The sequence below is a fragment of the Halobellus litoreus genome, assembly GCF_024464595.1.
Taxonomy (GTDB): Archaea; Halobacteriota; Halobacteria; order Halobacteriales; family Haloferacaceae; genus Haloquadratum; species Haloquadratum litoreum.
Window position 1 is genome coordinate 180,271 of the sequence record NZ_JANHAW010000002.1, and the last position, 19,799, is coordinate 200,069.

At 68.0% G+C, this 19,799-nt stretch carries 19 protein-coding genes; 10 read left to right on the forward strand and 9 right to left on the reverse strand.

Annotation, left to right across the window (positions count from 1 at the left end; all coding sequences use genetic code 11):
* Window positions 1-6 precede the first annotated feature (6 nt).
* The 3 genes from ribH to NO360_RS08470 all read left to right on the forward strand — a co-directional run bounded on the left by ribH (window position 7) and on the right by NO360_RS08470 (window position 3,074).
* Complete coding sequence (gene ribH / locus NO360_RS08460) at window positions 7-411, forward strand: 6,7-dimethyl-8-ribityllumazine synthase (protein ID WP_256307353.1); 405 nt, start codon at window positions 7-9, stop codon at window positions 409-411.
* On the forward strand, window positions 408-1,556 hold the full coding sequence (locus NO360_RS08465; protein WP_256307354.1) for a pyridoxal phosphate-dependent aminotransferase: 1,149 nt from the start codon (window positions 408-410) through the stop codon (window positions 1,554-1,556). Before ribH ends, NO360_RS08465 begins: the two co-directional genes overlap by 4 nt.
* Before the next feature lie 141 nt (window positions 1,557-1,697).
* The gene (locus tag NO360_RS08470; protein WP_256307355.1) at window positions 1,698-3,074 is read left to right on the forward strand and encodes an MATE family efflux transporter; all 1,377 of its coding nucleotides are present in this window, start codon (window positions 1,698-1,700) and stop codon (window positions 3,072-3,074) included.
* A 28-nt stretch (window positions 3,075-3,102) separates the two neighbouring features.
* Here the strand turns inward: NO360_RS08470 and NO360_RS08475 are convergent, their stop codons facing one another.
* Window positions 3,103-4,785: an aldehyde ferredoxin oxidoreductase family protein gene (locus NO360_RS08475; RefSeq protein WP_256307356.1), complete on the reverse strand. Its 1,683-nt coding sequence runs from the start codon at window positions 4,783-4,785 to the stop codon at window positions 3,103-3,105.
* A 55-nt stretch (window positions 4,786-4,840) separates the two neighbouring features.
* A complete protein-coding gene (locus NO360_RS08480; RefSeq protein ID WP_256307357.1) occupies window positions 4,841-5,473 on the reverse strand; it encodes a cyclase family protein in 633 nt (210 codons plus the stop codon).
* A 154-nt stretch (window positions 5,474-5,627) separates the two neighbouring features.
* On the opposite strand from NO360_RS08480, the gene NO360_RS08485 reads away from it, so the two are divergent.
* Entirely contained in the window at window positions 5,628-7,124 is a 1,497-nt protein-coding gene (locus NO360_RS08485) for a sodium:solute symporter family transporter (RefSeq protein ID WP_256307358.1), read from the forward strand.
* A complete protein-coding gene (locus tag NO360_RS08490) occupies window positions 7,121-7,351 on the forward strand; it encodes a hypothetical protein (RefSeq protein WP_256307359.1) in 231 nt (76 codons plus the stop codon). The genes NO360_RS08485 and NO360_RS08490 overlap by 4 nt, the downstream gene beginning before the upstream one ends.
* On the opposite strand, the gene NO360_RS08495 is transcribed toward NO360_RS08490, so the two are convergent.
* Entirely contained in the window at window positions 7,352-8,320 is a 969-nt protein-coding gene (locus NO360_RS08495) for an NrpR regulatory domain-containing protein (protein ID WP_256307360.1), read from the reverse strand. It lies immediately after the preceding gene.
* Between the two features lie 227 nt (window positions 8,321-8,547).
* Here NO360_RS08495 and NO360_RS08500 point away from each other — a divergent pair, with 227 nt between their 5' ends.
* The 4 genes from NO360_RS08500 (at window position 8,548) to rbcL (ending at window position 14,448) form a co-directional block, all read left to right on the forward strand.
* A complete protein-coding gene (locus NO360_RS08500) occupies window positions 8,548-9,879 on the forward strand; it encodes an aspartate aminotransferase family protein (RefSeq protein ID WP_256307361.1) in 1,332 nt (443 codons plus the stop codon).
* 1 nt (window position 9,880) lies between these two features.
* Window positions 9,881-10,894 (forward strand): agmatinase family protein, encoded by a 1,014-nt coding sequence (locus NO360_RS08505; protein ID WP_256307362.1) that lies wholly within the window; start codon window positions 9,881-9,883, stop codon window positions 10,892-10,894.
* Window positions 10,895-10,960: 66 nt separating this feature from the next.
* Window positions 10,961-13,012 (forward strand): DEAD/DEAH box helicase, encoded by a 2,052-nt coding sequence (locus NO360_RS08510; RefSeq protein WP_256308508.1) that lies wholly within the window; start codon window positions 10,961-10,963, stop codon window positions 13,010-13,012.
* Between the two features lie 149 nt (window positions 13,013-13,161).
* Window positions 13,162-14,448 (forward strand): type III ribulose-bisphosphate carboxylase, encoded by a 1,287-nt coding sequence (gene rbcL, locus NO360_RS08515; RefSeq protein WP_256307363.1) that lies wholly within the window; start codon window positions 13,162-13,164, stop codon window positions 14,446-14,448.
* A gap of 41 nt (window positions 14,449-14,489) precedes the next feature.
* Here the strand turns inward: rbcL and NO360_RS08520 are convergent, their stop codons facing one another.
* From NO360_RS08520 to NO360_RS08540, 5 genes are all read right to left on the reverse strand, one after another.
* A complete protein-coding gene (locus tag NO360_RS08520) occupies window positions 14,490-15,101 on the reverse strand; it encodes a DUF2238 domain-containing protein (protein WP_256307364.1) in 612 nt (203 codons plus the stop codon).
* A 127-nt stretch (window positions 15,102-15,228) separates the two neighbouring features.
* Window positions 15,229-16,197, reverse strand: a complete 969-nt coding sequence (locus NO360_RS08525) for a ribose 1,5-bisphosphate isomerase (protein WP_256307365.1) — start codon at window positions 16,195-16,197, stop codon at window positions 15,229-15,231.
* 82 nt (window positions 16,198-16,279) lie between these two features.
* A complete protein-coding gene (trxA, locus tag NO360_RS08530; protein ID WP_256307366.1) occupies window positions 16,280-16,708 on the reverse strand; it encodes a thioredoxin in 429 nt (142 codons plus the stop codon).
* A gap of 159 nt (window positions 16,709-16,867) precedes the next feature.
* Window positions 16,868-17,161 (reverse strand): DUF7521 family protein, encoded by a 294-nt coding sequence (locus tag NO360_RS08535; protein ID WP_256307367.1) that lies wholly within the window; start codon window positions 17,159-17,161, stop codon window positions 16,868-16,870.
* Window positions 17,161-17,535, reverse strand: coding sequence for a winged helix-turn-helix domain-containing protein (locus NO360_RS08540; protein WP_256307368.1), 375 nt, complete (start codon window positions 17,533-17,535; stop codon window positions 17,161-17,163). The genes NO360_RS08535 and NO360_RS08540 overlap by 1 nt, the downstream gene beginning before the upstream one ends.
* 129 nt (window positions 17,536-17,664) lie before the next feature.
* On the opposite strand from NO360_RS08540, the gene NO360_RS08545 reads away from it, so the two are divergent.
* Complete coding sequence (locus NO360_RS08545) at window positions 17,665-18,696, forward strand: succinylglutamate desuccinylase/aspartoacylase family protein (RefSeq protein WP_256307369.1); 1,032 nt, start codon at window positions 17,665-17,667, stop codon at window positions 18,694-18,696.
* Between the two features lie 27 nt (window positions 18,697-18,723).
* Here the strand turns inward: NO360_RS08545 and NO360_RS08550 are convergent, their stop codons facing one another.
* A complete protein-coding gene (locus tag NO360_RS08550; protein ID WP_256307370.1) occupies window positions 18,724-19,797 on the reverse strand; it encodes a DUF7973 family transport facilitator in 1,074 nt (357 codons plus the stop codon).
* Window positions 19,798-19,799: the final 2 nt, after the last annotated feature.

Consider the following 19,799-nt stretch of genomic DNA (forward strand, 5'->3'; position numbering starts at 1 on the left):
TTCGGTATGGTAACGCTCGGATTAGTGGTGGCCGAATTCAACGCCTCGGTCACCGAACGGATGGCGTCGGCCGCGCGGGAGGCCGCCGCCGAACTGGACATCGAAATCGCAGCGGAACTGTCTGTCCCCGGCGCGTACGACTCGCCGCTGGCGGCCGACCGACTGGCACGACGGAGCGACGTCGACGCCGTCGCGGTCGTCGGCGCGATCGTCACGGGCGACACGGATCACGACCGCGTCATCGCCGACGCGACGGCGAAATCGCTCACCGAGGTCAGTCTCGATCGGGACGTTCCGGTGACGTTCGGCGTCTCAGGGCCGGGACAGAGCGGGGCCGAGGCGAGAGAGCGCATCGACAAAGGTGCGGAAGCGGTAAACGCCGCGGTCGATATGGTGGAGACGTTGGCATGAGTTTCGACTTCGCAGCCCGCGTCGAACGGGTGGAACCGAGCGCGACGCTGGCAATCAGCAACAAGGCGAGCGAACTGGAGGCGGAGGGCGTCGACGTCGTCGACCTCTCGGTCGGCGAACCCGACTTCCCGACGCCGGAGAACATCGTCGAGGCCGGACAGGACGCAATGGACGCCGGACACACCGGCTACACGTCCTCGAACGGAATCCCGGCGCTTCGCGAGGCGATCGCGAGCAAACTCCGCGACGACGGTATCGACGCCGCGAGCGAGGAAGTGATCGTCACCCCCGGCGGCAAGCAGGCGCTCTTCGAGACCTTCCAGACGCTGATCGACGACGGCGACGAGGTCGTCCTCCTCGATCCCGCGTGGGTCTCCTACGAGGCGATGGCGAAGCTCTCGGGCGGTTCGCTGAACCGCGTCGACCTCGCGCCCTACGACTTCCAGCTGGAGCCCGCTCTCGACGACCTTGCGGAAGCAGTCTCCGAGGACACCGAACTGCTCGTCGTCAACTCCCCGTCGAACCCGACGGGCGCGGTCTACTCGGACGAAGCCCTCGAAGGCGTCCGCGATCTAGCCGTCGAGCACGATATCACCGTCATCTCCGACGAGATCTACCAGCAGATCACCTACGGCGTCGAGCCGACGAGCCTCGCGACGCTCGACGGGATGGCCGAGCGAACGGTCACGATCAACGGCTTCTCGAAGGCGTACTCGATGACCGGCTGGCGGCTCGGCTACCTCCACGCCCCCGAGTCGCTGGTCTCGCAGGCGGCGAAACTGCACTCGCACTCGGTCTCCTGCGCCGTGAACTTCGTCCAGCACGCCGGCCTCGAAGCCATCCAGAACACCGACGAGGCCGTGGTCGAGATGCGGGACGCGTTCCGCGAGCGCCGCGATATGCTCGCGGACCTCTTCGAGGAGCACGGCGTCGACGTTCCGGTCGGCGACGGCGCGTTCTACATGATGCTTCCGGTCGCTGACGACGATCAGGAGTGGTGCGCCGGCGCGATCGAGGACGCCCACGTCGCGACCGTCCCCGGCTCGGCGTTCGGCTCGCCCGGCTACGCCCGGATCTCCTACGCCGCGAGCGAGGAGCGGCTCCGCGAGGCGGTCGACCGGCTCGCCGAGCACGACTACATCTGAGCGGCTGACCGCGCCGCTGTGCGCGGCTACATCTGAATCGGTCGACCGCGTCGCCACGGAGGGCTCCGTCCGAGAGCCGTCGACGGCGACGCATCGAACCGACGGAAACCTATTTCGTCCGGGCACGCGCAGGCCCAGTCGTTGCGCCTCCCACGTCGCGAACGCGTCCGCTCGGTCGGGAACCGAACGCTCGACCTCGGGTGGCCCGTCGCCGTCCAGCAGACGCTCAACACGTTGATGCGGACGGTCGACATCCTCGTCACCGGCTTCTTCTCCCCGGTCGCCGTCGCGGCGATCGGACTCGCGGACCTCTACTCGCGGATCCCGCTCCGGATCGGAATGGGCCTCGGCAGCGGGGCGATCTCCCTGTCCAGTCAGGAGACGGGCCGGGGATCGAGCGACACCCGCGATCGGGCCATCACCCAGGCGCTCCTCATCGGCCTCCTCTGTGGAATCCCGCTCATCGCCGTCGGCCTACTGTTCAGCGAGGCGCTGATCGGCCTGCTCGGCGCCAACGCCGCCGTCGCGCGGGAGGGCGGCCGCTATCTGGCGATCGTCTTCGCCGCCGCGCCGATGCGGATCGTCGGCTTCGTCGGCGCGCGGGCGCTGCAGGGAACCGGCGACACCCGCACGCCGATGGTGATCAACGGCGGGGCGACCGGACTGAACATCCTGCTCTCGATCGCGCTGGGACTGGGCGTCGCGGGCGCGCCCCGACTCGGAATCGTCGGCGTCGGCATCGCAACGGCGGTCGGTCGGACCGTCGAGGCGGTGCTCGTCGTCGTCGTGCTTCTCAGCGACCGCACGTCGCTGTCGCTCGCCCGACCGCGGGGGCTGCTCCTCACCCGGCAGTTGCTCGAAGTGAGCGTCCCCGACATCGTCGGGGGGCTGGGCACCGAAGTCGCGAACTTCCCGTTCAACTCGCTCGTGTTGCTGTTCGGCACCGAGGCGAACGCCGCCTACCACATCGGAAAGCGGATCTACCAGCAGTTCATGGCGCCGCTGTTCCGGGCGTTCCGGACCGTTTCGAGCATCCTGGTCGGGCAGGAGTTGGGAGCCGGGCAGCCGGACGACGCGCGCTCCACTGCCGGCGTCGTCGCCGGCATCAGTCTCACTACCCTGGGAGCCATCGGCGTCTTGCTCTTCGTCGCGGCCGAGCCGCTGGCGACGCTCTTCACCCGCGACGCGACAACGATCGGATTCGCGACCGAGTTCAACCGCGCGTTCGCCGTCGCGATGGTCTTCATCGGGATCTACTTCCCCCTCTCGGGCGCGCTGAAGGGTGCGGGCGACACGCGAACGCCGTTTTACGCCGGCATCGTCGGTTCGTACGTGTTTCTCATAGGGGCGTCGTACCTGCTCGCGGTCGTCCTCGACTTCGGGCTCACGGGCGTGTACGTCGGCATCGTCCTCTCGTACGTCTCGCGGGCCGCTATCGTCGGCGTCGCGATCCGGAGCGACGAGTGGACGGAACTGGCCGCGCGGATGATCGCCGGCCGGGAGTCGGCGGAGGAGTAGAACGCTCGGCCGGTCGGGACTGGCCTCGTCAGTCCGCGGCGGTGGACGTCGCGCCCGCTCCGACGTCGGGGACGACGCCGTCTTCGGTCCATCCGCGGGCCGCGTAGTAGTCGTCGAGCGCCGCTTCGAAGCCCTCGACCTCGTACGGGAGCCGATCGTCCGCCCGGTCGAAACCGCGTTGGTTGTTGAAGTGCCGCTCCAGTTCGACGACTCGCGAACCGACGTCGAGGAGGGCATCGTAGTCCGCGTCGAACAGCGCCTCGAAGCGGTCCGGCGTTATGAAGTCACGCGAGAACCGGCAGACGACCCCGCAGTCCTCTACCGCGCGCGTGTTCTCCAGTTCGACGAGTTTCTCGGCCTTCGCCGCGTCGAGACCCTCGGGGTCGAACGACTCCTGGCGGGGGACGAGCGGGTACTCGTAGGCGTAGAAGGTCGCGTACATATGGTCCGCACCGCGGTTGGCAGTCGCGAACGAGAGTCCCTGGCCGTTCAGCGCACGGCCGTCGTGCGCGGGGAACTCGAGTCCCTTGACGGTCCAGTTCTCGACCCCGAGTTCCTCGTGTGCGCGGTCGATCCCCTCCGCGAGCGTGTCGCCGACGCCCTCGCGCGCGGCGATCTTTTCGACGGTCTCGCGGACGAGGGCCGCGTCACCGAAGGCGTCCTCGCTGGCGAGGTAGCCGGCGACGGTGTCGCCGCAGGAGATCACGTCCAATCCGAGTCGGTCACACAGTTCGTTCGACCGCATCACGTCGACGATGTCGTCGACACCGCAGTTGCTGCCGAAGGACATCACCGTCTCGAACTCCGGGCCCTCCGTCTCGACGCCCGTGGCCTCGTCGCGGGTCGGGAGTTTGCAGGCGAACGCACACTGCGAGCAGGTCCCCTTCTTGTACTTTTTCTCCTCGACGCGGTCGCCGTTGATCCCCTCGGCACCCTCGAAGGACTGCTCGGCGAAGTAATAGGAGGGGAGGGCGTCGACCTCGTTGGCGAGGTCCGTCACCGACGTCGTCCCCTGTCGCTTCATAATGTGGTCGTCGGTCGCGGCCTCCCGGTGGACCTCCATCTGGACCGACGGGATCTCGACGCCCGGGTCGGCGTCGCCCTCGAACGTGAGGAGTTTGACGTTCTTCGCCCCCAACACCGCGCCGAGACCGCCGCGACCGAACGCGCGCGACTCGCTGGTCATAATCGACGCGAACCGGACCCGGTTCTCTCCCGCGGGGCCAATACAGGCCGTGTGTTCCGGTTCGAGTCCGTGTTCGTCGGCGGCGTAGGCGACGACCTCGGGGACCTCCGCCGCCGCCAGTTCCGGCACGTCCTCGAACTCGACGCCGTCCTCGCGGACGTGGACCGCCAGGAGTTCGTCGCTCTCGCCGGTCACTTCCACCGCCGCCTGCCCCGCGCCGACGAAGTTCCGCGAGAGGAAGCCGCCGGCGTTCGACGAGAAGAGCCCGTCGGTCAGCGGCGACACGCCCGTACAGTTCATCCGACCGGTGAACGACATCCGCGACGCCTGCATCGGGCCGGTCGTGAAAAACAGGCTGTTCTCGGGGCCGAACGGGTCCGCGTCGAACGGGATTCGGTCGTGTGCGAGCGCCGTCGCGACCCCCCGACCGCCGATGTACTCGGCGAGCGTCTCCTCGATCGGTTCGGTCGCGGTCTCGCGGGCGCCCACGTCGATCGTACGGAGCGGTCCCTGCGTGTGCAACATACGAAATTCAACTCGGGGCTCGGTAATAAAATGGTGGCATAGATATGCCGGCTTTTCAGACCACACCGACGGCCCTGACGGGAGCGCCGTCGCCGCCGAGCGCCAGGGGGTAGGCCCGGAGTTCGAAGCGGTCCTCGACCGCGCCGAGGCCGGTGAGGTTCTCCAGGACGAGGCAGTCGGCTTCGAGCAGCGCGTGGTGGGCGAGGAACCCCTCCGGTTCGTCGCCGTCGGCTGCCGGCGTCGGCGTCGGATCGGGGTTCAGCGTGTCGGAGGCGACGGCCAGCCCCTGATCGGCACACCGCTTCGCGGCCGCCGGCGAGAGGTAGGGGTGGTCGAGATAGCGATCGGAGCCCCAGTGGGCGTCCCAGCCGGTCCAGAGCACCAGACACTCCGCATCGGTCGTGGGAACGCGCTCCGCGGGGATTGCCTCGCGCGCGCCGAGGTCACGACAGTCGACGCGGACCGCGTCGAAGGCGAATCGGTCGAGCTGATAGTCGTCGAGCGTCTTCCCCTCCGGGACGACGTGCGACGGGGCATCGACGTGCGTTCCCGTGTGGCTGCCCAGATCGACGGCCGAGACGCGATAGCCGTCGGCGTCGTGCGACGCGTGAGCGCGCACCGTCACGTCCGGGTCCCCCGGATACGTCTGCATTCCCGTCTCGATCGGATGGGTGAGATCTGCGTGCATACGAGTCGCGGTTCGTGCTTCGGGTACGTAAGCCATGCCACTTGCCACCACAATTTTTATATGTGTCGTCTCACTCTGCTTCTCTTGATATGGTAATACATTACCACCATAGGTGTCGGACGGGCGATCGATTCTCCGGTCGGGGTGATCGGACGTGGTAACGCAACTCACTGGCGCCGGGCTGTTGGCAGCCTGGGGGCTCGCGATGATCGCGTTGAGCTACTACATCTTCCGGCGACAGTCGGTGAACGACACCGAGGAGTTCATCACTGCGGGCGGGCGGGCCCAGGTCGGCCTGACGACGGCTTCGTTCGCCGTGACCTGGATGTGGGCGGGCGACATCTTGGGCGTGCCCCAGTACGTCGGCATCACCGGCGTCGCGGGCACCTGGATGTACGCCGCCCCCGCCGTGCTCTCCTCGTTCGTGGTCATCCCCTTCGCGCTGCGGATGCGCAAACTCTTCCCGCAGGGGCTGACGTACAGCGAGTACTTCATCGAGCGATTCGGGAAGTGGGCCCATCTCGTCGTGATCTTCGTGATCCTGTACACGATGGTTCTCGGCGGGGTGATCCAGCTGTTCGTCGGTGGGACGGTCATCGGTGGACTGACCGGCATCGATCCTAACGTCGTGATGGCAGTCTTGATGGGCGTCATCGGGGTCTACATCCTCCTCGGCGGCCTCTGGGGGTCGATGACGACCGACTTCGTCCAGTTCGTCAGCGCACTGGTGTTGACCCTGGTCTTCGTCCCGCTGCTACTGTTCGAAACTGGCGGACCGGGGCAGGTGTACGAACAGATGGTCGCGAACCTCGGGTCGCAGGCGTCGTCGTTCCTCTCGATGGCGAACCTCAACGCCATCGAGGGGCTGTTCCTCCCCTACGCGCTCGGACTGGGGGTGTGGGGCGTCGTCTCGCTGGCAACCTGGCAGCGAGTGTTCGCGGTCCGCCGCGACAAGACCTCCCGGTTCCTCACGATCGGCGGCATCGGCGTGTTCACGACCATCGCGATGTACTCCGTCATCGGGTTCGTCGGCCTCGCGGCGTTCACCGACGTCGCACCGGGCAACCTCTCGATCGAGGCGCTCGGGCTGATGCCCGACTGGGCGGCGATCCTGTTCCTGCTCGTGGCGCTCATGGTCTTGGGGTCGTCCGTCGACTCGTATCTGACGGCGATCGCCAGCCTCACCTCGCGGGACATCTACTACCGGCACCTCAACACCGGGGCATCGGACGATCAGCAACTCCGGGTCGCCCGCGCCGCGTCGATCGGGTTCGCGGTCGTCATCTTCGTCGCCACGGTGTTCGCGCTCGGTTCGATCAGCTTCGTGCAACTCCTCCTCATCGGCGGCATCGGCGCGTCCGCACTCGTGGGTCCGTTCGCGCTCTCACTGTTTTGGAAGAAGACCTCGCAGGCCGGGTTCGTCTCCGGCGTCGTCGTCTCACAGCTCGTGACGGGGTACCTGCTCGCGGCGAGTTACGGCGTCGTGGTCAGCACGCCGGCGCTCAAACTGTGGGAGATAATGGCCGTCGGTCACCTGGTGTCGACGGGGCTCACGGCCGTTCTCAGCGCGGCCGCTCCCGACGACTTCCGGTTCGAGTCCATCGCGCAGGAGGGCTCGAAGATCGCCGCTGACGGAGGTGAGGAGCTATGATGAGCCAGGGCCTCTTCACCGGGATGATCGTCCTGTTCTGGGTGGCCGAGGCGCTCTTCGGCGCGCTCGTCGTGTACTGGTTCCTCACCCAGGGGTTCGACAGCGATCGAGACACCGCCGACACGGGACCGGTCGAACTCGAAGACAGCGCGGAGACGCTGCGATCGCTGGGGCTCTGGGCCGCGTTCTTCGGCGTGATCATCCTTGGGATCGTCGTCGGCGCGTAGTCACAGCCGTTCGCGGAGCGTCGGCGCCGGCTCGAACGCGGCCCGCGGTCGTACGCCGTCAAGCGATTCCCACTCTTGCAGCAAACCGTGTTCGTGCAACAGCGCGAACGCCGCCTCGCCGACGCCGCCGTACGTGAGCGAGGCGAACTCCCACCCGGACCGCCCGGCCGGTATCTGGCCGGTTTCCCGCGGGCGGCGGAAGTCGAGCACGCCGCCGAGTTGATCCCGCGCGGCCGTCGAGAGGTCCCGCGCCTCGTCGAACCGGGTCAGCGGGAACTCACGGCTGTCGACGATCAGAATGCCCTCGCGGTCGTCCAAGATCGCTCCGACGTCCGTCCGACCAGCCTCGACGAGCAGGCGTACGACGTCCATCGTCGACCCCTCCCCGCTGATGGCGTCGATGTAGCGATCGATTTCGCCGTCGTACTCGACGAGACCCCCGGTGACGAGCCGGGCGTTGATCCCGCGAGAGAGGAGGATCCCGTCCAGCGTGATACTCGACGGGACGGCGATTTCCACCTCGGAGTCGGAGTCGGTCTCGATCAGCGAGACGGGAACCGGACCGACGGACGACCGGTGGAGCGCGGTCAGCAACTCGAACGCGTCGTCGACCCGGTCGGCCGGCACCCGACCGGAGCCGAACACCACTTCGCCCCCGTCCTCGGCCGGGTCGTAGGTGACCTCGCTCGTCAGCGTCGCGATCCGTTCGCGGATCCGTTCGAACCGTCCGCTCACGTCCCCGCGCCGGAGTTCCTCGCGGCCCTCCGCCGTCAATCGCCGCCCCTTTCCGGTGACTTTCTCCGTGAGGTTCTCCTCGTCGAGTTCCGACAGCATCAGACGGATCGTCCGATCCTTGATCGAGTAGCCGCGCTGTTGCATCAAATCGACCAGCCGGATGCTCCCGATCGGTTCGTTCTCGCCGATGAGGCGGAGCAGATCGTACCGTCGCCTCTCTCCCCCGGTAGCCATTGCTTACCCGAAGCCACGACGGGCCCAAATAAAAAGCCTCGACAACCGCGCCGACAAGCGGCAATAAGTTACCATATCTCGATCCCATCAGTCTGCCACGTGGAGGCACGCCGAAAGTCGGTATTCAGATTCACTGCCCCTTTTTCAGGTGCGTTCGATCACCTCAAGATTTTTGAACGCATCGGTACAAGAGCCAATTAAGGTGGAATACGGGTTCCATATCCATTATGTCACAGCAAACAGACTCACCACCGTCGAACGAGCGGATCGAAGCGCAGTACGACGAGTATCTGATGCCCATCTGGAAGAATCTCAACGTCCCGATCAAGCGTGCCTCCGGGAGCACGGTCGAGGACTTCGAGGGCAACGAGTACCTCGACGTGTTCTCGGGAATCTCGGTGACCAACGCGGGCCACAACAACGAGGCCGTCGTCGAGGCGGCCAAGGCGCAGCTCGACGAGTTCGTCCACGGGTGCACGTACGTGCACCCGAACCAGCCGGCCGCGGCGCTGGCCGAGCGACTCGCGGAAGTCACGCCCGGCGACCTCCAGAAGACGTTCTTCTGTAACTCCGGCACGGAGGCGGTCGAGGGCGCGATCAAACTCGCACGGAAGTACACCGGCTCGAAGGAGGTGCTGGCTCTGGAGATGTCGTTCCACGGTCGCACCCTCGGGTCGCTGGCGCTGACCGGCAACAAGTCCTACAAGGCTGATATGGCCCCGACGATCAACGACGTCGCACACGTCGCGCCGCCGTACGCCTACCGCTGTCAGCTGTGCGACGGCGGGCCGTGTTCGTGCGCCTGCGCGGAGGACGTCGAACGCGTGATCGACACCCACACCGCCGGCGACCTGGCGGCGGTCGTCGTCGAGCCCGTGATGGGCGAGGGCGGAATCATCGTTCCGCCGGAGGGGTGGCTCTCTCGCGTCAAGGAGATCGCGCACGAGCACGGCGCGCTCCTCGTCGTCGACGAGGTGCAGGCCGGATACGGCCGGACCGGCGAGATGTGGGCCTCGGACCACTTCGACGTGGTCCCCGACATTATGCCGCAGGCGAAGGGCATCGCGAACGGCCTCCCGCTCGGCGCGTTCACGGCCAGCGCTGAGGTCGCTGACGCGTTCGAGGCCGGCGATCACCTGTCGACGTTCGGCGGGAACCCCGTCGCGTGCGCCGCGGCGCTGGCGACGATCGACGAACTCGAGGGCGGCTTGATCGAGAACGCGAGCGAGCAGGGCGCGTGGCTGAGCGACCGACTCGCGGAACTGGAGACGGAGTACGACGTCGTCGGCGACGCGCGGGGACTGGGGCTGATGCAGGGGATCGAACTGGTCGACCCCGACGAGACTGGGCCGATGGGCGTCGCGCCCGCCCCGGACGCCGAGCTGGCGAAGTCGGTCGGTACGCACCTCAGAGAACAGGGGATCATCATCGGCGTCGGCGGGTTCCACAAGAACGTGATGCGATTCCAGCCGCCGCTGTCGATCTCCCGCGACCAACTCGAACGCGCCGTCGAGGGGCTCCGGACGGCCATCGAGGCGGCTCGCGACGGGGGCGCGTGAGATGGAGCAAGCGCCGGGCACCAGCCGCGCCGCCGCGTTCCGCGAATCGAACCCGGGGAGCGCGGTCGAACTCCCGTACGAGGGCTTCGACACGTTCCTGAAGCGCGAGATCGCCGACGTCGAGGACGTCGCCGGCGCGGACGCCGCCGTCCTCGGCGCCCCGTACGACGGCGCGGTCAGCAACCGGCCGGGGACGCGCTACGGCCCCCGAGCCCTGCGCCGCGCCAGCGGGTGGCTGGCGTACCTCTCGGGGTACAAGGGCGGGTTGACGAACGTCCGGACCGGCCGCGAGGTCGACTTCGGCGCGCTCGAGCTGGTCGACTGCGGCGACGTCCCCGTCTTTCCGATGGACCGCGAGACGACGGCGGAGTCCATCTCCGCGCACGTCGCGACCGTGGCCGACCAGGGCGTGATGCCGGTCCTCCTCGGCGGCGACCACTACTGCACGTTCCCGTCGTTCAGGGGGTTCGCCGAGGGGAGCGACCACGAGACCGTCGGACTCGTCCAGATCGACGCCCACACCGATACGGTGGCCGAGAGCGCCGTCCTGGGCGAGCACTTCCACGGCTCTTCGACCCACCACATCGCCGAGTCGCCGCATACCGACTACGAGCACGTCTCGCAGGTCGGCATCCGCGGCTACGAGTCGCCCGGCTTCTTCGAGTTCGCCGAGGAGAGCGGGCTGTCGCTGTTCACCGTCCGCGACATCGAGACGCGCGGGATCCGGGACGTCGTCCGGGAGGCCATCACTGACGCGGCGGCCGACGCCGACGCCGTCTACGTCACCTTCGACATCGACTCGGTCGACCCGTCGGTCGCCCCGGGCACCGGCACCCCCGAACCCGGCGGACTGAGCGCGTCGCAGGCGCTGACCGTGATGGAAACTCTCGGCGAGCACGACTCGGTGGGGGCCGTCGATCTGATGGAAGTCTCCCCGCCGCTCGATCCGACCGATAACACCTCACGACTGGGCGCGTACCTGCTGACGACGCTGCTCGAACAGCAGTTCGCGTAGTCGGGCGCGACTTCCGATCCGTGCCACGCCGCGAGTTTTTATGTGATGACGGGCCCACTCGGAGGTGTGCACGTCAGCGACCTCCCCGTCCCCGCGGCCGTCCGCGAGCACTACCGCGCGTCGGGCATCGAGGAACTGTACCCGCCGCAGGCCGCCGCCGTCGACGCCGGGATCACCGAGGGCGAGAACGTAGTCGCCGCCATCCCGACGGCGTCGGGGAAGACGCTGATCGCCGAACTGGCGATGCTGACCGCCGACGGCCCGGCGCTGTACGCCGTCCCGCTCCGCGCGCTCGCTCGCGAGAAGTACGAGTCGTTCGCGGAGCTTCCGGGGGTGAGCGTCGGCATCTCGACGGGCGATTTCGACTCGCCGGACGAGGAACTCGGCGAGGCGGATGTCGTCGTCGCCACGGCCGAGAAGGTCGACTCCGCGATCCGGAACGGGGCGTCGTGGGTCGAAGACCTCGCCTGCGTCGTCGTCGACGAGGTCCACCTGCTCGGCCGGGAGCGCCGCGGCCCCACGCTGGAGGTCACGCTCGCGACGCTGCAGCGTCGCGCGCCGGGCGTCCAGATCGTCGCGCTGTCGGCGACGGTCGACAACCCCGAGGACGTGGCGTCGTGGCTCGACGCCGAGCTCGTCGAGTCGACGTGGCGGCCGGTGTCCCTCCGGACGGGCGTCTACGACGGCAGCGAGGTCCGCTTCGACGACGGATCGGCACTGGGCGTCGACGCCGAGGCGGCAGACCCCGCGGAGGAGCGAGCCACCGCGGTCACCGCCTCGCTGGTGGAGGGCGCGATCGACACGGGCGGACAGTGTCTCGCCTTCGTCCGCTCGCGCCGGGAGGCGGAGTCGCTGGCGACGCGACTCGCCGAGGCTGATCTGGCCCCCGACGGCGACGCCGCGGCCGACCTCGCCGACGAGATCCGGGCGGTCGACGGCACCGCGACGGCCCGACGGCTCGCCGACGCCGCCGAGTCGGGGATCGGATTCCACCACGCCGGGCTGGTCAACGAGCACCGCGCGCTCGTCGAGTCCGCGTTCCGGAGGCGCGAACTCGGCGTGATCTGCGCCACCCCGACGCTGGCGGCGGGCGTGAACGTCCCCGCGCGTCGCGTGGTCGTCCGCGACCTCGAACGCTACACCGGCGAAGAGATGTCGAAGCTCCCCGTCCTCGAAGTCCACCAGATGTGCGGCCGCGCGGGACGCCCCCATCTCGACCCCTACGGCGAGGCCGTGCTCGTCGGCGACGAACGCACGGCCGACGACCTCTGGGAGCGCTACGTCGACGCCGGCCCCGAGGCCGTCGAGTCGCAACTGGCCGCGCGGGAGGCGCTGCGTACCCACGTCCTCAGCGTGGTCGCCTCCGGGTTCGCCGACTCCACGGCGGGCGTGCTCGACCTGCTGGACGCGACGTTCTTCGCCCACCAGTCGCCCGACGTCGACCTCTCGGGGCTGCTCGCCACGGTCGCGGGCGAACTCGCGGAGATGGAACTGCTCGACGTGGGCGACGACGCTGGCGGCGTCGCGAGCGTCGACGCGACCCCGCATCGCGGGGCGGGTCCGGACGCCGCCGCGACCGCCTCGGACGCCCTGGCCGCGACGGATCTCGGCGAGACGGTGTCCCGACAGTACGTCCGCCCGGAGACGGGCGCACGCCTGATCGAGGGCATCCGAATCATCGAGAGGATGGCGGACGACGACGTCACCGCCCTCACGGCGCTGGGCGTCGTCTGCGCGACGCCGGACATGCGCGGGACGTACCTCGGGAACCGCGAGCGCGCCGACATCTACCGGTACGCGTCCAAGCACGCCGCGGAGTTCACGACCGCGCCCGACGAGGCCGAGGACTTCGAGTCGTGGCTCTGTGCGGTCAAACTGGCCCGCCTCGTCTTCGAGTGGAGCGAGGGCGCGTCCATCGAGGCGCTCGTCGATCGATACCGGATCGGGCCGGGGGACGTCGAGTCACACGTCGAGCGAGTGGTCTGGCTCCTCGGTGCCGGCGACGCCCTCGCGGCAACGCTCGACGCCGAGGTCGACGTCTTCGATCGGGTCCGACGGCGACTCGCCGACTCGGCCGACGAGTCGCCCGGCGGCGACGTGGAGCGACAACCGCGCTAGTCTCGGTCGCCGCCGTTCCGAGCGTCGAGGGGCTGCCGATCCGAACGACGACGGTCGACGCAGCGCGTGTCCGACGAACTTTATCACGATTCGGCGTGAAGCGCGTGTCCGACGAAACTTATCAGGGTTCGGCGTGAACTTCGACGGGTATGGCTGGAATCACCTACGAGGACTTCATCGACCTGTCGTTCGAGCCGGCCGACGCCGACCTGATCTGCACGTTCCGGATCGATCCCGCCGACGGGATGGACGTCGAATCGGCGGCCTCCCGCGTCGCCTCCGAGTCGTCGAACGGGACCTGGGCGGCGCTGCCGACGGGCGAGGGGTTCACCGATATGCGGGCGATGGCGTTCGAGATCGGCGAACTCGACGACGCTGCGGATGTGGACGGCACCGGCGACGCCGCCGAGATACGAGTGGCGTACCCGGAGGGGCTCTTCGAACCGGGAAGTATGCCGCAGATCCTCTCCTGCATCGCGGGCAACATCATGGGGATGAAGGCCGTCGACACGATCCGACTCGTCGACTGCGAGTGGCCCGAGGGGCTCGCGACCTCCTTCTCGGGCCCGCAGTTCGGGTCGGACGTGAGGAGCGAAATCTTCGACGTCGAGGACCGACCGATCCTCGCGACGGTCCCGAAGCCGAAAGTCGGCCTCTCGACCGAGCGGCACGCCGAGGTGGGCTACGAGGCCTGGACCGGAGGCGTCGACCTCCTGAAGGACGACGAGAACCTCACCGACCAGGATTTCAATCCGTTTCACGACCGTCTCGTCGAGAGCCTCGCGCAGCGCGATCGGGCCGAGGAGGAGACCGGCGAGCCGAAGTCGTACCTGATCAACGTCACTGCGGGCACGAACGAGATGCTCGAACGCGTCGACCAGGTGGCCGCCGAGGGCTGCGAGTACGTGATGGTCGACGTCATCACGACCGGGTGGGCCGCGGTGCAGACGGTCCGAGAGCGCTGCGAGGAACTGGGGCTCGCGATCCACGCCCACCGCGCGATGCACGCGGCGTTCGACCGCCTCCCCGAGCACGGCGTCTCGATGCGCGTGCTCGCGCAGATCGCCCGCCTCGTCGGCGTCGACCAGCTCCACACCGGGACCGCGGGCCTCGGGAAGCTGGCGAACGAGGACACCGTCGGTATCAACACGTGGCTCCGCGACGATCTCTACGGTCTCGGCGACGTCCTCCCGGTCGCCTCCGGCGGCCTGCACCCCGGACTGGTTCCGGATCTCCTGGACGCGACCGGCACCAACGTCTGCGTGCAGGCGGGGGGCGGCATCCACGGTCATCCCGACGGGACCCACGAGGGCGCGAAGGCGTTGCGCGCGGCCGTCGACGCCTACGCCGAAGATCGGTCGCTGGAGTCGAAGGCCGAGGAGAGTCCCGCGCTCCGGGCGGCGATCGACGAGTGGGGAACGGAGACGCCGCGGTAGGCGCGTGATCCGCGGCGCGACCGCGTGCGTGAGGGTCCGCCTCAGTCGGTGTCGGTCCCGACCGGGTCGCCGCCGGGATCGCCCGTCGTCGATTCCGACCGAACCCGACTCCGATAGACCGCTGTCGCGGCGGCGAACACGACCGCGCCGCTCGTGTTCAGAATGAGGTCGATTGCCGTGTCCTCGACGTAGAACTCCAGGGTCCAGTGGTGCCAGAAGGCCTTGAAGAGGAACTCGTAGACCTCGAAGCCCGCACCGATCGCGAGCACGGCCGGGACGAGCCAGAACGGTGACCGCAGCGTCGACCCGCGGAAGGTGAAGGCGAGAAGCGCCGCCACGCCGAGGCCGCCCATCGCGTGGGTCATCAGGTCCCACCACGGCATCGCGGTGTAGACGTTGTAGTAGACGCCGCCGAAGTGCAGCCCCGAGACGAGGACCGACCAGAGCGCGACCGCGACCCACGCGGCGGTGAGGTGGTCGCCGCGGGGGAGTTCGTCCCGCAGCCGTGACCCGAGCGTCTTTGGCCACGCGGGGAGCGACCGCTCAGAGGGGTAGCCCGACGTGCGCATCGTCGCCCACGTCGCGGCCAGCGTCAGGAGGAGGGAACCGATCCCCACGACGAGCTTCGGGGAGAGGTGCGGGGGAGTCGCCATCGCTCCCGGATCGCCGCCACGTCGATAAAACTCTTCTGTGGGAGATCCCCGTCGAGCCCGGAGGTTCGTCCGCGCGGGGCGACGAGCGTCGACAGTCGGCCTCGCAGGCGGCTCCTCGACAGCCCGGTCAGCGCTCCGCCCAGGGCTCCGTCGTGCTCTCGCCGAACAGCTCCCGCATCAGCGAGACGATGCTCTCGGGCGGGAACTGACCGCGTTCGGTAACGATGGCGTCGACGTACCGCGGCGGCGTCACGTCGAAGGCGGGGTTCAGCACTTCGGGATCGCCGATCTCGTCCGCGGTGTCGGCGTCGACCACCTCGCGCTCGTCGCGCATCTCGATGTCGACGGTGTGGCCGGTGAGGGTGTCGGGGTGGAGCTTGATCGTCTGTGCGGCGCAGACGATCGGGGTCCCCCGGTCGCGGGCGTTGACCGCGAGCCCGCTCGTGCCGATCTTGTTGATCACCGACCCGTCGGCGGCGATGCTGTCGGCTCCGACGAGGACGTGGTCGACGTCGTTGAGGTAGCGCCGCGCCGCGGAGTCGACGATCAGCGTCACGTCGACGCCCATCTCGTCGAGCGCCTCGGCGGTGATGTGGCCCTGATTCCTGGGTCGGGTCTCCTTGACGAACGCCGACAGCGACTTCCCCTGGTCGACGGCGGTCTCGACGCAGGCGAGGACGTCCGTCGAGTGGCAGTGCGTCATGATCGTGTCGCCGTCGCGGAGGCGGTTCGCGCCGACCCGCCCGAGGTCGTTCTGCGCCGTATCGAGCCGTCGACAGAACTCGGAGACGCTGGCGCGGACGCTGGTGCGCAGTCGTTCGACCGCCTCGCCCTCGACGTCGCGGAGGACGTACCGGAGCGCGTTCGGGAGGCTGACCGCCGTCGGACGGGTGTCGTAGAGCACGCGGGCGGCCGCTCGGAGTTCCGCGCGGAACGCCTCGGGGGAGTCGGCCTCGCTCGTCGCGGCCTGTTCGCCGAGCGCCTCCGCCGCTGCGGCGGCGATCGTCGCCGCACCGCGGATCTCCATCGAGCCGATGTCCTCGGCCGTTCGATGGACCGCCGGCGACACCTCGACGTCGGGTGTGGAATCGACCATAACGACCCTTCGCGACCCCGGCAGAAAAGCGCGCGCCCGGTTTCGCGCGACCCCACGTGTGGTCGGCCGCGACCGTGAGGCCCTAGCTGTACTGCTCGATCAGAGAGCGGAGCGTCGACTCGTCGCGGACGCCGACGACCTGTTCGACCGCCTGCCCGTCGCTGAACAGTTGGAGGGTCGGCACCCCGCGGACCTGATACTGCTGTGCCAGCTGCTGGTTTTGGTCGATGTCGACCTTTGCCACCGCGGCGTCCGTCGATTCGGCCAGCGACTCGACGGTCGGCTCAAGCATCTTGCACGGTCCGCACCAATCTGCGTAGAAGTCGACGAGGACGACATCGTACGTCGAAATCGCGTCCTGTAGCTCTTCGGATCCATTGACGTGGATCGGTTCAGCGGGTACAGTAGCCGCTTCGTCGGGTTCTTCGTCCGAATCGTCGTTCACTTGTGAAGCGAGTTCCTCGCGTTTCTGCGCGCGGATCTCGTCGATCTCGTTGGGAGATTCGCTCATCACCACCTCGTTGGAGCCCGTGGAATAAAATAGTTTTGCAAATACTGGACAATACAGATGGGTCGGGCGTGCGCCGACGGCGTCGGCTCGCGAGTCGCAATCACGGGAGAACGGTGGACACACCGACGGTCCGCATCGGGACCGTCGACAGGACGGCCGTCAGTCGGCGTACAGCGAGTAGGTGATGACCGCGAACCCGACGAAGGTGAGGATCGCGTCGATGAGGATCCCGGTGGCGAGGTTGACACCGAGGATGAAGTCCAACGTTCCACCCAGGAGCGCACCGAGTGTGATAATGCCGAACCCCATCGCGAGTGCTCGCAACGCTCTCGTGCCGGTCTTCCGATACGCCTTCAGCGAGAAGTACGTGATGAGGCCGCCGAGGATGAGTATCCCCGTCTTCACCACGATTATTCCGGTCGCGATGCTCGTCGTCGTCGTCGTGTGTACCATTATGTTTCCTCCCGTACTGCGGTCCAGATGTCCGCGAGCCGTTCTTCGGGCCCCTGTTCGAGCCGAGCGATCTCGACGTCCAGCTCCCGCGATTCGGTGAGCGCGATCCGAACTTCCTCGAACGCCACGGAGTACGTCGTCGTGTGGTGCCCGTCAGAGCGGATTTCGGTCCCCTCTTCGAGCAACTCCGCGTCGGTCAGCAGATCGAGCTTTCTGTACGTCGTCGACAGCGGGATGTCGCACTGTTCGGAGAGCTCGCTCGCCGTTCGCGGTTCGTCCAGCGCTCGGACGATAGCTCTCGCGTCCTCGTCGTCGAGCGCGTCGAGGACGGACTGCAGATCCGCCGACTCGTCCGCGGACGGCTCGCGCGCCATTATCAGATGCTGGAGTACCGGCCGTATTAATCCCTCGGGATAGGCCCGCCGTCGGGGTAGTCGAATCGTCTTCCAGGGCTGACACGAACCTACCTGGGACTATACGCCGTTCCCCCGAACGACCCACGTATGAGCGACCCGAAGCCGTTCAGATACGACACCGAGGTCCCGCCGGGGCAGACCCGACACCTCCGCTACGAGATCAGCGAGACGTACCTCGGCGACCCGGTCGAAATTCCGGTGACAATCATCAACGGCGAGCACGGCGGGCCCACGGCGTTTCTCTCGGCGGCGATCCACGGCGACGAACTCAACGGCGTGAAAGTCCTCCAGGAGGTGGCCGACCGGTACGATCCGGCCGCGGTCCACGGGACGGTCGTCTGCGTGCACGTCGCTAACGTGCCGGGCTACCTCGCACAGCAGCGGTACATCCCGATCTACGATCAGGATCTGAACCGCTCTTTCCCGGGCAACGCCCGCTCCAACACCGCCGAACGGATGGCGAACGTGATCTACGAGCGGTTCGTCCGCCCCTGCGACTTCGCGCTCGACTTCCACACCTCGACGCGCAACCGGACGACGATGTACCACGTGCGGGCGGACACGGCCAGACCGGAGGTCGACAGGCTCGCCCGCGCGTTCGGATCGAATCTCGTTCTCTCGGGCGAGGCCGAGGCGGGGTCGCTGCGCACCGTCGCGACGAACGACGGCATTCCGACGATCACCGTCGAAATGGGTCGAGCCCACCGGTTCCAGCCGGAATTGATCGACCGCGCGCTCGAGGGCGTCGAGAGCGTTTTCGCGGAGTACGGCCTGCTGCCCGACGCGGCCGTTCGCTGGCCGGGGTGGACCCGCGTCGTCGACGGCAACGGCGACAAGCGGTGGCTCCGCGCCGATACGGGCGGACTCGTCGAGATGCAGTACGGACCCGTCCCACTGGTGTACGAGGGCGATACGGTCTGTACTATTTCCGACCATTTCAAAGAGCGGGAGAAGCGCGTCGCTGCCCCCTTCACCGGCCTCATCATCGGCTCGTTGCAGAATCCCGTGGCGGCACCGGGACACCCGCTGTGTCACCTCGTCGGCGTCGACGACGCGACGCTCCGAGAGATCGAGCGCGAGATCGCGGCGGGAGAGTTCTCCGAACGGCCCTGGGTGTGAGGGGCAGGGCCGAGCCCCCGTCACCGCTCAGAACGCGAGATAGCCCGCGTTCGGGAGGAGTCCCGCGAGGTACAGCAGCGCGACGACGAACATCATCACGGCGATAGCCATCGCCGGCGGGTCGACGTGCGTCCCCGAGTGCGCGTAGAACACGCGCTGGGTCACCTCCCCCACGATTCCGGTGAGTCCGCCGACCGCGCCCGCGACGAGGAGGACCAGCGGATCGCTGCCGAGGACGGGGAGCGCGATCACCGCACCGACGCTGCCCAAGAGCGTGATGTGGTGGGTGACCGGGATCCGCTCGACGCCCAGATTGAGGAACAACAGGCTCATCGCCGAGACGGCGTAGCCCAGGAATATGCTCCCGGTTTCGAGCCAGATGTAGCCCGCGAGGACGCCGCCGACCAGTCCGATCGCCGTGACGCCGGTCCAGGTGTACTGGTGGGGGAGCCACGGCTCCGTCGCCGGTCGCCCCCCGATCGTCCCGCCGTCGGGTGCGGACCGCGACTCGTCGCGCTCGAACGGGGACATATCGAGGACGTTGCGGCCGGCGATCCGGCCGACGATCGGGTACCCGAAGGCGACGCGGGCGAGCAGTGCGGTCGCGACGACGGACAGCGCGATCGTGTCCGTCGGTGCCCCGAGACCGCTCGTGAGTCGGGTGATAAGCATCCCCAGGACGCCGAAGATTCCCCCGACCGCCAGGATGTCCGGTTTCGTCCCGAACGCGAAGCCGATGTTCTTCCCGAAGTGATAGCTCCAGCCGTCGGGCTCCATCTCGGGGTACCGCTTCGCGGCGTAGGCGGCCGCGGCGACGCCTCCCGCGAAGGAGACGTGCGGGCCGGTCACCATCCCGAAGCCGATCACGCTCGTCACCCCCGTTGCGAGGTCGCCCTGCGGGACGAGACCGACGGCCTCGATCTCCCGCTGGAGGATCCCGAGCCCCTCGCCGAGGAAGACGACGAACCCGGTGAAGATGAACGCCGGGAGCGCACCGAGCGCCGCACCGAACGCCCCGCCGGCGAGAGCAGCGATCACTAAGACGGCGAGCCCTTCGACGCCGATCCCGAGCAGCGGCACCTGAAGCGGCAGGTCCAGCACGG

What these genes read in the sequence shown, in the direction of transcription:
- NO360_RS08475 (WP_256307356.1), bottom strand. Translation starts at nt 4,785, where the DNA reads ATGTTGCACACGCAGGGACCGCTCCGTACGATCGACGTGGGCGCCCGC.
- NO360_RS08505 (WP_256307362.1), top strand. Translation starts at nt 9,881, where the DNA reads ATGGAGCAAGCGCCGGGCACCAGCCGCGCCGCCGCGTTCCGCGAATCG.
- NO360_RS08490 (WP_256307359.1), top strand. Translation starts at nt 7,121, where the DNA reads ATGATGAGCCAGGGCCTCTTCACCGGGATGATCGTCCTGTTCTGGGTG.
- NO360_RS08465 (WP_256307354.1), top strand. Translation starts at nt 408, where the DNA reads ATGAGTTTCGACTTCGCAGCCCGCGTCGAACGGGTGGAACCGAGCGCG.
- NO360_RS08520 (WP_256307364.1), bottom strand. Translation starts at nt 15,101, where the DNA reads ATGGCGACTCCCCCGCACCTCTCCCCGAAGCTCGTCGTGGGGATCGGT.
- trxA (WP_256307366.1), bottom strand. Translation starts at nt 16,708, where the DNA reads ATGAGCGAATCTCCCAACGAGATCGACGAGATCCGCGCGCAGAAACGC.
- rbcL (WP_256307363.1), top strand. Translation starts at nt 13,162, where the DNA reads ATGGCTGGAATCACCTACGAGGACTTCATCGACCTGTCGTTCGAGCCG.
- NO360_RS08545 (WP_256307369.1), top strand. Translation starts at nt 17,665, where the DNA reads ATGAGCGACCCGAAGCCGTTCAGATACGACACCGAGGTCCCGCCGGGG.
- NO360_RS08535 (WP_256307367.1), bottom strand. Translation starts at nt 17,161, where the DNA reads ATGGTACACACGACGACGACGACGAGCATCGCGACCGGAATAATCGTG.
- NO360_RS08540 (WP_256307368.1), bottom strand. Translation starts at nt 17,535, where the DNA reads ATGGCGCGCGAGCCGTCCGCGGACGAGTCGGCGGATCTGCAGTCCGTC.
- NO360_RS08500 (WP_256307361.1), top strand. Translation starts at nt 8,548, where the DNA reads ATGTCACAGCAAACAGACTCACCACCGTCGAACGAGCGGATCGAAGCG.
- NO360_RS08480 (WP_256307357.1), bottom strand. Translation starts at nt 5,473, where the DNA reads ATGCACGCAGATCTCACCCATCCGATCGAGACGGGAATGCAGACGTAT.
- ribH (WP_256307353.1), top strand. Translation starts at nt 7, where the DNA reads ATGGTAACGCTCGGATTAGTGGTGGCCGAATTCAACGCCTCGGTCACC.
- NO360_RS08495 (WP_256307360.1), bottom strand. Translation starts at nt 8,320, where the DNA reads ATGGCTACCGGGGGAGAGAGGCGACGGTACGATCTGCTCCGCCTCATC.
- NO360_RS08525 (WP_256307365.1), bottom strand. Translation starts at nt 16,197, where the DNA reads ATGGTCGATTCCACACCCGACGTCGAGGTGTCGCCGGCGGTCCATCGA.